Annotated in this window: 4 protein-coding genes; 1 reads left to right on the top strand and 3 read right to left on the bottom strand. The window is 73.6% G+C overall.

Features of this window, described 5'->3' with window-relative positions; genetic code table 11:
• Positions 1-20: 20 nt before the first annotated feature.
• The 3 genes from NMK44_RS05975 to NMK44_RS05985 are packed head-to-tail and all read right to left on the bottom strand — an operon-like array spanning position 21 to position 14,433.
• Entirely contained in the window at positions 21-6,725 is a 6,705-nt protein-coding gene (locus NMK44_RS05975) for an SDR family NAD(P)-dependent oxidoreductase (RefSeq protein ID WP_254739021.1), read from the bottom strand.
• A gap of 2 nt (positions 6,726-6,727) precedes the next feature.
• Positions 6,728-11,020 carry a type I polyketide synthase gene (locus tag NMK44_RS05980; RefSeq protein ID WP_254739023.1) on the bottom strand — a complete coding sequence of 1,431 codons (4,293 nt, stop codon included), beginning with the start codon at positions 11,018-11,020 and terminating at the stop codon, positions 6,728-6,730.
• On the bottom strand, positions 11,017-14,433 hold the full coding sequence (locus NMK44_RS05985) for a non-ribosomal peptide synthetase (protein ID WP_254739025.1): 3,417 nt from the start codon (positions 14,431-14,433) through the stop codon (positions 11,017-11,019). The genes NMK44_RS05980 and NMK44_RS05985 overlap by 4 nt, the downstream gene beginning before the upstream one ends.
• 339 nt (positions 14,434-14,772) lie before the next feature.
• Here NMK44_RS05985 and NMK44_RS05990 point away from each other — a divergent pair, with 339 nt between their 5' ends.
• A complete protein-coding gene (locus NMK44_RS05990; protein WP_254739027.1) occupies positions 14,773-15,546 on the top strand; it encodes a thioesterase II family protein in 774 nt (257 codons plus the stop codon).
• Positions 15,547-15,566 lie beyond the last annotated feature (20 nt).

Raw genomic sequence — 15,566 nt, forward strand, 5'->3', positions numbered from 1 at the left:
CATGGCCCAGTGGCGGTCCGTCAGCCCCGGCGGGGGCGTCTGCGGGCCGCCGACGACCGGCGGCGGGCACGGTCCTGGCCCTTGTCGCGGCTCCGCCCCAAGGAGGCGTCGGAGGCGTCCCGGACGGTGCCCGACGCGTCGTCGAGGAACGCCGACAGGGCGCCGACCGTCGGATGGCGGAAGAGGTTGACCATCGAGAACTCCCGCTCCAGCGCGGCCTCCAGCAGGCCGTGCACCCGGGAGAGCTGCAAGGAGTGGCCACCCAGGTCGAAGAAGTTCTCCTGCGGGCCGACCCGGTCCAGGTCCAGCACCTCGCACCAGATCCGGGCCACCAACCGCTGGGTGGGCCCGGCCACTTCGGCCGCGTCACGAGGCCGGACGGCGTGGCGCAGGGCCCCGCGGTCCACGGCCCCGTCGGCCGTCCGCGGCAGCGCGGGCAGCTCCGCCCGATGGCAGGTGGCGGGGATCCCGTAGCGGTCGGGCAGCGCGGGGGGCGCGTCGGCGGCGGAACCGCCACCGGACTCGGTGTAGGCGGTCAGCCGCTCGACGGGACGGACGGGCGCGTCGAGGCGGCCCCGGATCCACGGCTTGGCCGGGTCCAGCCCGATGAGGAGGTGCGGACGGCCCTGGCGCAGGGCGTGGACGAACGACCGCACCCCCTCCGACCGTCCGATCGGGCGGTAGCCACGGGCCCGGCCGGGTTCGGCGAACCCTTCGTCACGGCTCATTCCCGTCTCGTCCCACATGCTCCAGGCCAGGCTGTGGAAGCGCCCGCCCCGTTCCTGGTGGCGGTTGCGGACGAAGGCGTCGGCGTGGGCGTTGGCGGCGGCGTAGGCGCTGACCATGGCGCCGCCGAACGAGCCGTTCACCGAGGAGAACACGATGAACGCGGGGTCCGCCGTGCCGTCGAGGCAGTCGAGCAGCACCCTGGTCCCGGTGGTCTTGGGCGCCATCACCTCCGCCAGTTCCTCCACCGTCTGCTCGAGGACGGCCCGCTGCCGCAGCGTTCCTGCGAGGTGGACCACCCCGGACGGGGTGAGGGACCAGCGGTCCTCCGCCCGCCGCAGCGCCGCCCGCACCTCGTCCTCACGGCATACGTCGGCCACGGCGTAGAGCACATGCTCGCTGCGGGCGCGCAGCGCGCGGTACACCTCCAGACGGCGGCCGGTGGCATCGCCGCTCGCGATGCGGTCCTCCCACTCCTCCTCCGGTGGCAGCGGGGTACGGCCGAGGACGAGCAGCCGCGCGTCATACGCCTCGAGCAGATGGGCGCAGATCTCCGCGCCGATACCTCCGAGCCCGCCGGTGACGACGTACAGCCCCCCGCGGTGGAGCGGAGCGGCCGTGGCGGACGACCCGGCACGCACGGTGGCCAGCCGTGGCACCCGCCGCTCACCGTCCCGTACGGCGGCCTCCGGCTCACCCTGCCGCGCCCCCAACTCTTCCAGTACATACGGGAGTTGTACGTCCACCGGCGCCTCGGGCAGATCCAGATGGGAGCAGTGCAGCCAGGACACCTCCTGGGCGAGGCTCAGCAGCAGGGCGAGCCGGGCCGCGCGGTCGCAGTCCAGCACATCGCCGGGGACGACCCGCTGGGTGTGGCGGCCCACCACCCGGAGGGTGATCCGCCCTCCGGCGCGCCGGGCGGTGATGGCCTGGAGCAGATGGATCAGAGCGGCGGTGTCCCCGGGGACGGTCCACCGGCCGCCGGTCTCCGCGGGCGGCCCGTACGTGGTGAGGTCCAGGACCTCGCTCACCTCGAAGCCGTCGGCGGCCAGCGCATCGAGGAGCCGCGTGTGGTCCTCGGCCCGGTCCGGGCGGACACGGAAGTGGCCCTCCCCCGTCCGGCCGAACTCCGCACCGTGGTCGACGCGTACCCATCGCCGTCCGGTGGCGGTGAACTCCGCCGTCAGCCGGTCGGCCAGACCGTGCGCATCGGACAGGACGAGTACGGGGGCGCCGCCGTCGGCGGGACCGGGCAGCGGACGGGCGGGGCGCCAGACGCGTTCATGGAACCAGTTGGGCAGGGTGCGTTCATTGCCCAGCAGCAGATCGGTCTCCGCCACCAGATCGTCGAAACCACCGCTCTGGAAGCGTGTCCGCAGCCTGGCCCGCTGGATCTTGCCGATCTCGGTCTTGGGGACGTCCTCCCGCCGCACCGGCAGCACCTGGCGCGGATTGATGCCCAGCCGGTTCACCAGCAGACCGCGGATCTCCCGGATGGTGTCCGCCACTTCCGCTCCGGCACGGGTGTGGAAGAACAGGGCGAGCCCGTCGGTGGTCGCGCCGGTCTCCCGCACCGCGCAGGCGGCGGTCCAGGAGTTCTCCACCGCGTCGAGCTCCTCCACCACGGACTCGATCTCGTGGCAGTAGTGGTTGACGCCATTGACGATGAGGACATCCTTGGCGCGGCCGGTGATGGTGAGCGCGCCATCGCGGACGACCCCCAGGTCGCCGGTCTCGAACCAGCCGTCCGAGGTGAACGCCGCGGCGTTCTCCTCCTCGTTCTCCTCGTAACCGGACATCACGGTGGGCCCCTTGACCAGCAGCCGGCCGGGTACGCCCTCGGCCACCGTGTCGCCCGCGTCGTCCGCGATGCGCAGCACCGTACCGGGGAGGGGGCGGCCCACCTCGGTGAAGGGATCGCCGTCACCGGTCGAGGCAAGGGTGAAGGCGTCCGAGTAGGTGACGGCCGACGAGGTCTCGGACATGCCCCAGGACGGACGCATCGCCGTGTCCGGCAGACCGAGCGCACCCAGTGACTGGAGGAAGCGACGGGCCACGCGCGGCATGATGGCCTCGCCCGCGTTCTGGATGAACCGCAGGCAGGACAGGTCCCAGTGGTGCCCGCCGCCCTGTGCGAGACGGTCGTTGACCAGTCCGTAGGCGAAGTTGGGCGCCCAGGTGAGGGTCACCCGGTGCCGGTCGGCGGCCTCCAGCCAGCGCAGCGGATCCTCCAGGATCCACGCGGTGGGGGCGTGGATCTGACGGCAGCCCAGGAAGACATCGCGTACGTGGAACATCACCACACCGCCGACATGGTCGAGCGGCATCCAGTTGAACGTCACCTCGTCGGGTCCGAAGCCGTTGGCCGCGGCGGTCGCCGCGCAGCGGGCGAGGACGTTGCGGTGGCGCAGCGGCACCGCCTTGGGACGGCCGGTGCTGCCCGAGGTGAGCAGCAACAGCGCGACGTCGTCGGGGTCGGGGACGTGCGGGCTGTCGTCGGGGTCGGCGCGGCGCAGTTCGTCCAGGACGCCGAGGCGCAGCGCGTCGCCCCAGCCGTGCCGGTCGCCGAGTCCGCGCAGTGCCCCGGCGGTCGTCGCGTCGGTGAGGATCAGCGGCGCGCCGAGCAGTTCCCAGGCGCTCCGCAACCGGTCGGTCTGGGGGGTGTCCCCGGTGTGGGCGGGACCGGGGGCGAGCGGGACGGGGACGAAGCCGCCGAGGAGACAGGCCCAGAAGGCGACCAGGAAGTCATGGTTGTCCGGGCACTGGAGGACGGCCCGGTCACCGGGGGCGAGGCCCAGACGGCGCAGCCCGGACAGCACCCGGGCGGCCTCGGTGGCCAGTTCGGCGTGGCTCATGCCGCGGGCCGTACCGTCCTGGCCGATGAGCAGGATGCCGCCCCGGTCGGCCGCGGCCGCGCGGCGCAGCGCCTCGGGCAGGGTCCGGACACCGGGATCGGGCGCCTCCGGGCCGGTGGCCAGCGCCGGGACCGGGGTCGCGGAGAGAGCTGCCGGGTGTCCGGTGCGGGATCCGGTGTCCGTGCCGGTGTCCTCCGGCGGCTCCGGTGTTCCGGTGGCGCCCGACCCGCCCACATGGACCCGCTCCTCGGCGTCGCGGGGCGTGTCCTCCTCCAGGACCACGGCGGCTCCGGGGAGTTCCCGCTCCCAGCGGCGCGCGAGGCCCTCGTCGATCACCGGCAGGGCGGTGAGGGCCGTGGTGTTGAGACGGCCGTCGCGGTCGAGCGGCAGCGTGGTGACGGCAAGACAGCGGCGCGGCACCAGAGGCGCCGGAAGCAGGGTGGCGGCCCTCTCGCGCAGCCGCGCGGCGCTGAACGCGCCGACGGGCACCACATAGGCGACGAGTTCCTCGACCCCGTCCGCGGTGATCCGGGGCAGGACGGCGCACGCGCTCAGCGCGTCATCGCTGAGCAGCGCGTTCTCCACCTCGGCACGATCGGCCTCATGGCCGTCGAGGCGCAGCCGGTGCGGATCGTCGTCGGACACCGCGAGACGGCCGTCGGCGAGCCACCGGCCGTGGCGGGTGGTGGGCACCGGACGGGGGTGACCGGGTGTGCGGATGTGGAGGCGTCCGGGCACCCCGTCCGGCAGCGGGCGGCCCCGTTCATCGGCGACGGTGACGTGCCGGTTGCCGGGCTGCCCGGCGCCGAGGTCGGTGTCCGTCTGCCCCGGCAGACAGCGGTGGGCGGCGACATGGCCACCGGTCCCGGGGAGTGACCACAGCCGGTGGAGCGCCGCCGCGCAGACGGTGTGGAAGCGGTCGGCGAGACGGGCGGTGAGCCGGCCGTCATCGGTGAGCACCAGGCGCAGCGGGTCCGGGCGGGCGGGGTCCGCGGTGTGCTCCCGGTGGGTGACGAGCGCGGCCAGCGCGGTGGGCGGGAAGAGGGCGACGGTGACGGCGTGGGTGTCCACGGCCGCGCCGAGGTGTGCCGGATCGGGGAGGTGTACCGGATGTACGGCCGCGCCGTGCAGCAGTGGCCACAGCATCGCGTGGACGGCCGACGGCAGCGGGGCCGTGCTGTGGTGCAGGACCGTGTCCCGCGGGCCGAGTCCGCCACGCTCCTGGAGCCAGTCCAGGGTGTCGCAGAGGTCGGCGTGGCGGATGACGACCGGGCCGTCGCCGCCCTGGACGACATACGCGGGGTCCGCCCCCCGCGGTCCGGTTTCGGTTCCGGCGGACGGGAGCGGCTCGGATCCGTCCCGGGGGACACCGCCGACATCGATGACGGCGACGGCCTCCGGTACGGGCGGCGGCGGTGCGCCGGACGGGTCGGTGAGCAGGGTTCCGGCCCCGGCCGCGGCGATCCACCGCAGGGCCGCCGGGTCCGGGAGGTCCGGGTCGACGGGGACGCAGACCGCGCCGAGGGAGAGCAGGGCGAGGGTGCTCACCACGGATGCGGTTCCGGGCCGCAGATGCAGCCCGACGCGCTGCCCCGGGGTGACACCGCGCTCGCGCAGCCATTCGGCCATGGCCTCCGCACGCCCGCACAGCCGGACGTAGTCCAGCGTCCCGTCCGCCGTGACCACCGCGACGGCGCCGGGGGTGCGGTCCGCCTGCGCGGCGAAGGCGCGGGGGACGGTCGCGTGTGCGTCACGGACGGCGGCCGTCGCCCCGGCGCGGGTGTCCGCGTCCTGCACCGGCAGGTCCGCGACGGGGACATCGGGGGTACGCACCGCCTCGGCCAGCAGTCGGCGCAGATGGCCGGTCAGCCGGGTGATACCCGCTCGGTCGAAGAGATCGGTGCTGTACACCACGGCGCCGTGCAGCCGGTCGCCGTCCTCCCACAGGTGGAACTCCAGGTCGAACCGGGTGGATTCACGGGGCAGCGCCTCGGCGCGCAGTTCGGCGCCCGGCAGGGAGAACTCCATCCGGGGCGGGTTCTGGAGCGCGAACAGGGTCTGGAAGAGCGGGTTGCGGCCGGGGGCGCGCTCGGGCTGGAGGGCCTCCACCAGTTTGTCGAGCGGAACGTCCTGGTGGGAGTAGGCACCCGTGCACATCCGGCGGGTCCGGGCGAGCAGTTCGGTGAACGCGGGCTCACCGGAGAGATCGGCGCGCAGGGTGAGGGTGTTGACGAACAGGCCCAGCAGCGGTTCGGTGTCGGCCTGGTCCCGGCCCGCGATGGGCGAGCCGACGAGGATGTCGTCCTGGCCGGTGTAGCGGTGCAGCAGGGCGGACACCCCCGCGAACAGTGTCATGAAGAGGGTGGCGCCATGGGACCTGCCGAGCTCGCGCAGCGCCGCGGTCAGTTCGTCCGGCAGCGCGAAGTCCACCCGCGCACCGTGGAAACTCTGCGTCTGCGGATGCGGCCGGTCGGTGGGCATGCGCAGCACGGGCAGTTCACCGCGCAGTTGTCCGCGCCAGTAGGCGAGGCCGCGGTCCAGCGCGCCGTCGTCGAGCCGCTCCCGCTGCCACTCGGCGAAGTCCGCGTAGTGGATCGGCAGGGGCGGGAGGGCGGCGGGGTCTCCGGTGCGGTGTTCGCGGTAGCAGGCGGCGAGTTCGCGGGTGAGGATGTTGAGCGACCAGCCGTCGGTGACGATGTGGTGCAGACAGAGCAGCAGCAGATGGCGGTCGGGTGCCGTGGTGACCAGCGCGGCCCGGAACAGCGGCCCGGTGGTGAGGTCGAAGGGACGGGCGACCCAGTCCTGGGCCCACTGCTGCTCCCGTTCGGCGGACAGCTCCACCGTGTCCAGCGTGACCGCGCCGCGGTCGGCCACCCGCTGGAACGGTTCGCCGTCCCGCTCGACGAAGGTGGTGCGCAGCACCTCGTGGCGGGCCACGAGGTCGCCGAGCGCGGACCGCAGCGCGTCGTGGTCCATCCCGCCGGTCAGCCGGAGTGCCAGCGGGATGTTGTAGAACGGGTTGCCCCGTTCCAGACGGTGGAAGAACCACATGCGCTGTTGCGCGTAGGAGGTGGGGAAGAGCAGCGTCCCGCTGTCCTCGGCGGTATCGGGGGCGGGGGCTTGGGTGTTCTCGGCCGGGGACACGGCTACTCCGTCCTGTCGTCTCGGCTGGCGGCCCGGGTGTCGGCGGCGGCTCGCGCCCGGCGGGTGCTGGGCCGGATGCGCGACGCGGTGGCCGGTGCCGCCGCGTCGAGGACGGGCACCAACTCGGCGACAGTGGGGGCGTCGAAGATGCGCTGGAGGGACAGGTCGATGCCGCCGAGGTCCCGCAGCCGCGCGATGAGCTGCATGGCGAGCAGGGATTCCCCGCCGAGGTCGAAGAAGTTGTCGTGGACGCCGATGCCGTCGATGCCCAGGACCTCCTCCCAGACGCGGGCGACCTCCCGCTCCCGGTCGGTGCCGGGAGGGGTGTACGGCACGGAGAGGTCGGGGCGCCGGTTGAAGGACCGTCCGGCCGGGGCGGCCGTGGGCCGGGCCGGGGCCGGTGCGGCCGCACCGGTGCGGCGGGCGGCCACGAGCGTGTGGTCGGCAGGGGCGCCGTCGCCGGGGAAGGTGGTGACGTCGGCGAAGCCCTCGTCGCTCAGCAGCCCGGCCCACCGGTCCCGTCCGATGAGCGGGGAGCCGTCGCGCACATCGTCGTCGAAGTACCACCAGCCCTCGTAGAGGCCGGTCGTCATCAGGGACCACCGCTGCTGGCTCGACGCCTCCAGGAGCAGCAGGACGCCGTCCGGTACCAGCAGGGAGCCCGCGTTGCGCACGGCCCGGCGCACATCGGGGGTGGCGTGCAGCACGTTGAAGGCGAGCACGAGGTCGAAGCCGGCGGGCGGATAGCCCTGTGCGGCCGGGTCACGGTCGATGTCCAGGACCCCGAACTCCATCCCGGTCAGCTTCTCCTCGCGGGCCCGGCGCTGGCCGTCGAGGACGAACGAGCGGCCGAGGTCGGTGAAGTGGTACTCCACTCCGGGCAGCGAGCGCAGTTCCGCGGCCACGCTCCAGGTGAGGTAGCCGCGCCCGGCCCCGACCTCCAGGATCCGCACGGGGCGCCCGTCGGCCCCGGCCACCAGCCGTGCCACGGTCTCGGCGATCAGGCGCCGGTAGAGCGGGACGTCGCTGTAGGCCATGCGGCGGTCGATCAGGGCGCGCTGGCGGTCGTCGGAGCCGTCCGGCAGCAGCACCTCGGTACCGGCGGTGGTGCCGTCGAGGACCCGCGGGTAGTGGCGGACGCAGTGTTCGAGGAAGGAGAGGTCCTCGGCCTGGCCGGGGTGGTCCCGGAGGATCTCCCGGGTGAGCGCGGCGGGGTCGGGGACCTCGGCGGCGGCCGGGGTGAAACGCAGTCCGCCGCCGTCCGGTACGAGGATCCCGTCATCGGTGAGCAGGCCCAGCAGCGCGTCGAGGAACGGCCGGTAGGCGGACACGGTCCCGAAGGTCCGGTGCACGGCCTCCCGTTCGACGGTGGCGCCGGGTACCGGGTCGATCCCGGCGGCGCGGAGCACGGCGCACACATGGGCCACCGCCAGCCGGTCGAGACGGTCCGTCAGCTCGCGCGGGTGGCGCAGGGCACGGTGCTCCTCGCGCAGCCGTTCCTCGTCGCGGGCCATCCCCGGCAGATACGCGGAGAGCTGCACCGGGAAGGGCTCCGGGGACGGCGGCGGAGCGGTGGCGCGATCGGCCCCGGACGGCCGGTGGACATCGATCCAGTGGCGGCGCCGGGCGAAGGGGTAGCCGGGCAGCGGTACCCGCCGGGGAGCGCGGTGTGTGTGCGGGACCGGCGGTTCGGCCTCGGCGCCCAGCGCCCAGAGCTGTCCCACCGCGTTCAGCAGGGTGCGGTGGTCCGGTTCCTGGGCCCGGGGGTGCCGCATGGTGGACAGGGCGGGAGTGGCCGGTCCGCCCCGCTCACGGGCGAGCCCGGTGAGGACGGCGCCGGGACCGACCTCCAGCAGAACCGGCTGTCCTTCGGCCAGCAGCGTACGCAGTCCGTCGCCGAAGCGGACGGTCTCCCGGGTGTGGCGCACCCAGGCCGCGGGGTCGGTGGCCTGGTCCGCGGTGATCCAGGTACCGGTGAGATTGGAGACGTACGGGATGCGGGGGGCGGCGAGCGGAACGGCGGCGAGCGTCCGCGCGTAGTCGTCGAGGACCGGGTCCAGCAGGGCCGAGTGGGCGGCGGCGTGGAAGCGGATACGGCGGTGGGACACACCGTCGTCGAGGAGTCTGTGCTCGGCCCGTTCCAGCGCGGCCGACGGCCCGGCGAGGGCGCAGGACCGCGGACCGTTGACGGCGGCCAGCGAGAGGCCGTCGCCGAGGAGGGGGGAGACCTCGTCCTCGGCGAGGGCGACACTGAGCATGCCGCCCTCCCCCGCCGCCCGGGCGAAGAGCTCTTCCCGGTGGACCACCAGGGGCAGGACGTCCTCCAGCGACACCACCCCGGCCACACAGGCCGCCGTGTACTCGCCGAGGCTGTGGCCGAGCAGGGCGGTGGGGCGTACGCCCCAGGACATCAGCAGCCGGGCCAGGGCGTATTCGGTGGCCACGAGGGTCGGGAAGACACCGTGGCCGTCGGCGGCCGGTTCGGGACCGTAGAGCATCTCGCGGAGGTCCCGGCCGAGCAGGGGCCGCAGGATGTCCGCACAGCGGTCGATCTGCTGCCGGTAGACCGGCTCGGCGTCGTACAGGCCCCGGCCCATACCCGGGTGCTGGGATCCGGCGCCGGGCAGAAGGAAGACCACGGGCCGGCCGGCCACGGCCTCGGTGACCGGACCGCCGGACGGGCCGGACAGCAGACCGGCCGCGTCCATGGTGTTCCGGGCCACCAGAGCACGCCGGTAGGAGTGGGCGCGGCGGCCGGTGGCGAGGGTGTGCGCCACATCGGCGAGGGGCAGCCCGGGGTGGTCGGTCAGATGGCGGCCGAGGCGTGCGGTGAGGGCGTCGAGGCTCTCGGGGGTGCGGGCGGAGAGGGTGAGCAGCGCCGTGTCGTCCGGTTCCGGCCCGGGGCCGGGCGCGGGGTCCGGCGCGGCGGCCGGTGCCTCCTCCAGCACCAGATGGGCGTTGGTGCCCCCGATGCCCAGTGAGCTGACCCCCGCCCGGCGCGGTGAAGGGCCCTCCTTCCAGGGGCGGTTGTCGGTGGGGACGTAGAACGGACTGTCGTCGAGACCGAGGAGCGGATTGGCCGAGCGGTAGTGCAGGGTCGCGGGGATGGTGCGGTGTTCCAGCGCCAGTACGGCCTTGATCAGGCCCGCGATACCGGCGGCCGCGTCGGTGTGCCCGATGTTGCTCTTGACCGACCCCAGGGCGCAGTAGCCGGTGCGGTCCGTGGTCCGGGAGAAGGCCCGCTTCAGCGCCGCGACCTCGATCGGGTCACCCACCGGGGTGCCGGTGCCGTGTGCCTCGACATAGCCGATGGTGTCGGCGTCCACTCCGGCCACCGTCTGGGCGGCGACCACGACTTCGGCCTGTCCGGCGGCGCTGGGCGCGGCGAAGCCGACCTTGCGGTCGCCGTCGTTGTTGACGGCGCTGCCCTTGATGACGGCGTGGATGTGATCGCCGTCGGCGAGGGCGTCCTCCAGCCGCTTGAGCAGGACGGCGCCCAGCCCCTCCGCGGCGATCATGCCGGTCGCGTCGGCGTCGAAGGGGCGGCAGTGTCCGTCGTGGGAGAACGGGCCGCCCTCGACGTACCGGTACCCCTGGCGCAGGGCCGGGTTGAGCGAGACACCGCCCGCCAGGGCCATGTCGCAGTGGTGGCCGAGCAGATCCTGGCAGGCCAGGTGGACGGCGACGAGCGAGGTGGAACAGGCGGTCTGCACCGAGACGCTGGGGCCGGTGAGGCCGAGTTCATAGGACACCCGGGTGGCCAGGGTGCTGCCCACGTTGCCGAGCTGGGCGTGGTGGAGGGTGAGGGTGTCCTGGTCGCGCAGCCGGGGGTAGACGTGGTCGAGGAAGTAGCGGCTCTGGAGGGCGCCCGCGTAGACCCCGACGGAGCCGGCCGTGGTGCCGGGTCCGTATCCGGCGTGTTCGAGGGTGTGGTGGGCGCATTCGAGGAACAGCCGCTGCTGTGGATCGAGGAGTTCGGCCTCGGAGGGCGGATAGCCGAAGTACTCGGCGTCGAACCCGGCGATGTCGTCCAGCACCGAGGCGACCCTGACCAGGTAGGGGTCGTCGAGCCGGGCCGGGTCGCCGCCCGCCGCGAGGTAGTCGGCGGTGTCCAGGGGGCCGACCGACTCCCGGCCCGCCGTCAGGTTGTCCCAGAACTCCTCGAGGTCCCGGGCACCGGGGAAGCGTCCGGCCATGCCGATGATCGCGATGTCGGTGCCATAGGCGTCGTCGGTTCCGAGGGCGTCCTCGGTGCCGTGGGGGTCGTCCGCGCCGTCGGGGTTCACGGTGGTCATCGCGTCCTCTCTCCGGGCGTCCGCGCCCGCTGTTGGGCGGTCCGTGCGGCGTCCGCCGCACGCCGCGCCGCTCGCTGCCGCTGGCGCTGTGCCCGCTCCCTGACCCGGTCCAGGTCCGCTCCGCCGTCGGCCTCGGCGCCCCGGGAGAGCCGGGCGGCCAGCGATGCCACGGTGGGGTGGTCGTACAGCTCGACCAGCGGGAGCTCATGGCCGAGCCGGCGGTGGTAGAGGGCCTGGGCCCGGGCCAGCAGCAGTGAATGGCCGCCCAGGTCGAAGAAGTTGTGGCGCACCCCGATATCGGGCCGGTCCAGGAGTTCGCTCCAGATGGCGGCGATGTCCCGCTCCAGGGCGTCCTCGGGTGCGATGAACGGGGTCTCGGCGGCCTCCCGCGGGCCGGGGGCAAGAGCGAGCAGCGCCTTGCGGTCGGTCTTGCCCGCGCTGGTGAGCGGCAGGGCGGCCACCAGGTGGAGTTCATCGGGCACCGCGTAGTGCGGCAGCCGGGCGGTCAGCCAGTCGCGGAGTGCGCCGGTGGTCAGCGCGGCCTCCTGCTGGGGGACGCACCAGGCGGTGAGCCGGTCGCCGCCCGGTCCTCCGGCACGGACCAGGGCCACCCCCTGCCGTACGGCGGGATGGGCGGTCAGGGCCGCCTCCACCTCACCCAGTTCGATACGGAAACCGCGCACCTTCACCTGGCTGTCCACCCGGCCGATGAACTCGATCTGCCCGTCGGCCCGGTAGCGGGCGAGGTCCCCGGTCCGGTAGAGCCGTCCGCCGGGTCCGGATCCGAACGGGTCCGGTACGAACGACTCGGCCGTGCGCCGCGGGTCGTTGAGATAGCCCCGGGCCAGGGGCATGCCTCCGATGTACAGCTCCCCCGGCACCCCCACCGGGACGGGACGCATCCCCGTGTCGAGGAGGTGGAGACGGGCGTTGGGGTTCGGCCGGCCGATGGTGACGACGGCCCCGTCCTCGCGCTCCTCGAAGACACGGCAGCTCACCCCGATGGTGGCCTCGGCGGGGCCGTAGCCGTGGTACATGGTCGCGTCGAGACGGTCCCGGAAGCGGCGGTAGAGCGCGGGGGTGAGCGCCTCGCCGCCGCACCACAGATGGCGGATCGAGCGGGCCTCCTCGGAGATGTCCTCCCGCTCCAGCAGCACCTCCAGCATCGAGGCCACGATGTAGAGGAAGGTGACCTTCTCCCGGGCGATCAGTCCGGCGAGGTGGCCGATGTCGCCGTGCGCGCCGGGGTCGGCCAGCACCAGCCGGGCGCCGTTGACCAGGGGCAGGAAGATCTCGTTGACGGAGATGTCGAAGCCCATGGGTGCCTTGTGCAGAACCCGGTCCTCGGGGGTCATCCGCAGCAGGGCCGACTGCCACACCAGCCGGTTGGCGATCGCCTGGTGCCGGATCATGACGCCCTTGGGGGTGCCCGTGGATCCCGAGGTGTGGATGACGTAGGCGACGTTCTCCATGTCGAGAGGGCGGGGCGGGACCGCGTGGGCCGGGGCGGCCGGGGCGGCGAGATCGATCACCGGCACCTCCAGCGGAGGCGGCGCCGGTGTCGTACGGCCGTCGGTGAGGACGAGCACGGGGGCGGCGTCCCGCACCACGGCCTGGGCGCGCAGCGCGGGCCAGTCCGGTTCCACGGGCATGAAGGCGCCGCCCGCCTTGAGGATCGCCAGCAGGGCGACCACGAGTGCGGGTGAACGCGACAGGTGCACACCCACCACGCGCTCGGGTCCGACCCCCAGGGCCCGCAGCCGGCCGGCCAGTTCATCCGACCGCCGGTCGAGTTCCCGGTAGGTCAGCTCGCTGTCACGGGCCACCACGGCGATGTGCTCGGGGGTGCGTGCGGCCTGCTCCGCCACCAGCCGGTGCAGTGGCCGGTCCTCGGCGGGTGCGTCATGGGACCGGCTCCATTCCACCAGGGCCCGGTGCTCCTCGTGCGCCGTGAGCACCGGCAGGGTGCTCAGCCGGTCGCCGGGGCGGCCGGTCGCGCCGCGGACGAGGGTGAGCAGATGGCCGAGCATCCGCTCGACGGCCTCCGGGGAGAACAGGTCGGCACGGGCGGTGAGTCCGAACGCGATGCCCTCGTCCGTCTCCCGGGCCTCCACCACCAGGGGGAAGCGGGCCGTGCCGTTGTGGTGGGGGTGTTCCGCGAACAGCACGGTGGGGGTGGCGACGCGCCTCGGCCGCGCGGTGACGAAGGAGAACACCGCGTCGAACAGCGGGGTCTGGCCCACCGCTCCGGCGGGCCGCAGCGCCTCGGTGACCCGGTCGTACGGGATGTCCTGGTGCGCGAAGGCGTCGGCGCAGGTGTCACGGGTGCGCAGGAGCAGCTCCTCGAAGGCGGGGTCACCGCCGAGGTCGGTGCGCAGCACCACGGTGTTGCCGAAGTTGCCGATGACGTCCTCGAACTCGGCCCGGCCGCGGGTCACCACGGGTGAGCCGACCGCGATGTCGCTCTCGCCGGTCCAGCGGTGCAGCAGCGCCTGATAGGCGGCGAGCAGCACGGTGTACAGGGTGACCCCGCGGTCCCGGGCCAGTGTGCGCAGGGCCCGGCTGTCCTCGGGGCCGAGCAGTGCGTCGCGCCGCACACCGTCGGTGGCGGCGGCCCCGGACGGCCGAAGGTCGGCGGGCAGGGCCAGGGCGGGCGGATGGGGCAGCAGCCGCTCGCGCCAGTAGCCGAGCTGGTCCTCCCAGGCGCCGTCGGCCTGGCGGTCGCACTCCCAGCGCGCGAAGTCGGCGTACTGCACCCGGGGGTGGGCCGGGGGCGCCACGTCACATCCACCGGTGGCGGTGGCGTAGCGGGCGGCGAGTTCATCGAGCACCCCTCCCCACGACAGATCGTCGAAGGCGATGTGGTGCACCGTCATGGTCAGCAGGTGGTCATCGGCGGCGAGCCGGAACAGGTGGAACCGCAGCGGGGGTTCGGCCGCGAGCCGGAAGGGGCGGCGGCCCTGTTCCGCGATCACCCGGTCCGCCTCGTCCGCCCGCTCCGGCGGCGGTACGTCACCGAGGTCGGTCAGCGGCAGGGGCACCTCGGCGGCGGGCGGGACGTCGCGGACCGGCGATCCGTCCTCCCCGGCCGGATAGCGGGTGCGCAGGATCTCGTGCGCACCCACCAGGCCGGTGACCACCTCGGCCAGCACACGGTGGTCCAGCTCCCCGGTGAGCCGTACACCGCCGCACAGGTTGTAGGCGATGTCGTCGGGGCGCAGCTGCCGCAGGAACCACATGCGCCGCTCGGCGGAGGACAGGGGTGCGGGTGCCCCGCCGTCCCCGCCGTTCCCGGCGACAGGTTCGAACGCCGGTCCGGATCCTTGCAGTCCGGCCTCGGCCAGCAGCAGCCTGGCCAGTTCGCGACGCTGCTCCTCCGGTGAGGGCTGCGTCTGTTCCTCGGTACTCGTCACTGCGTCCGGTCCCCTACCTCTCGCGCTTCGAGACGGCGGGCCAAGTGCCCTTGAGCGGGTCAGGGAATTCCTTGGAATTGCGGTCGGCGTATGGTGCCGGGAACCGCTCTCACTGGCCTCGGCCGAACGTAGCAACGGGTTGTGCGGGCGTCGTCCAACCGCGGTAGCCATTACGGGCTCCAACCGAGGTTTTCCCTTGCCGGTGTGGTCCTTGTCGCACGCCCGGAGGGTATGTACGCTCACGGCTCCTTGGATGTGGGGAATTCACCGGGCCGGACGCGGACGATGCGTGCCGGGCCATGGGCGTCGGGCGCGCGCCGGACGCGTGGGAGAGGAAACATGGCTGCGACAACGAAGAATTCCCGGGGGTGGATACGACGGCACCGGGGACTTCCGGGAGCACCACGGCTTGTCTGTTTTCCGCATGCCGGCGGCGGCGCCAGTTCGTACCAGGGTTGGGCGGCGCGGCTCGCCCCCGAGGCCGAGGTTCTGGTGGTGCAGTACCCGGGGCGTGAGGACCGCTTCGAGGAGCCGCCCGCCCCGGACATGGCCACGGTGGCGGACGAGGTGGTCGCGGCGCTGCCGCTGTCGGCGGACCGGCCGCTGGCGCTGTTCGGCCACAGCATGGGGGCGACCGTGGCGTTCGAGGTGGCCCGGCGCATCGAGCGCCGGTGCCCCGGCGGACTGGCCCGGCTGTGTGTCTCGGGGCGGCCGGCCCCGCATGCGGCGGCGGCCGCCGGGGTTCATCTGCTGTCCGACGACGACCTGGTGGAGGACTTGCGCTCACTGGCCGGTACCGCCGACACCATCCTGGACAACACGGACTTCCGGAGTCTGTTCCTGCCCGCCATCAGGAACGACTACCGGCTGATCGAGACCTATCGGCCCGAGCCCGGGGCACGGATCGCCGCGCCGGTGTCCGCGTTCTGCGGCGCCGACGATCCGCATGTGCGGCCCGAGGAGGTGTTGCGCTGGCGTGAGGTGACCACCGGGACGTTCCGGTCGAGGGTGTTCACCGGCGGACACTTCTATCTCCACGACCACCTGCCGGAGATGGTGGCCGAGGTGCGGCGGGACGCGCTGGGGCCGCGTCAGCCAACGTCTGCCCGATAGCGGGACTCTGCGGACACGCC

It is taken from the genome of Streptomyces cucumeris, assembly GCF_024295805.1.
Taxonomy (GTDB): domain Bacteria; phylum Actinomycetota; class Actinomycetes; order Streptomycetales; family Streptomycetaceae; genus Streptomyces; species Streptomyces cucumeris.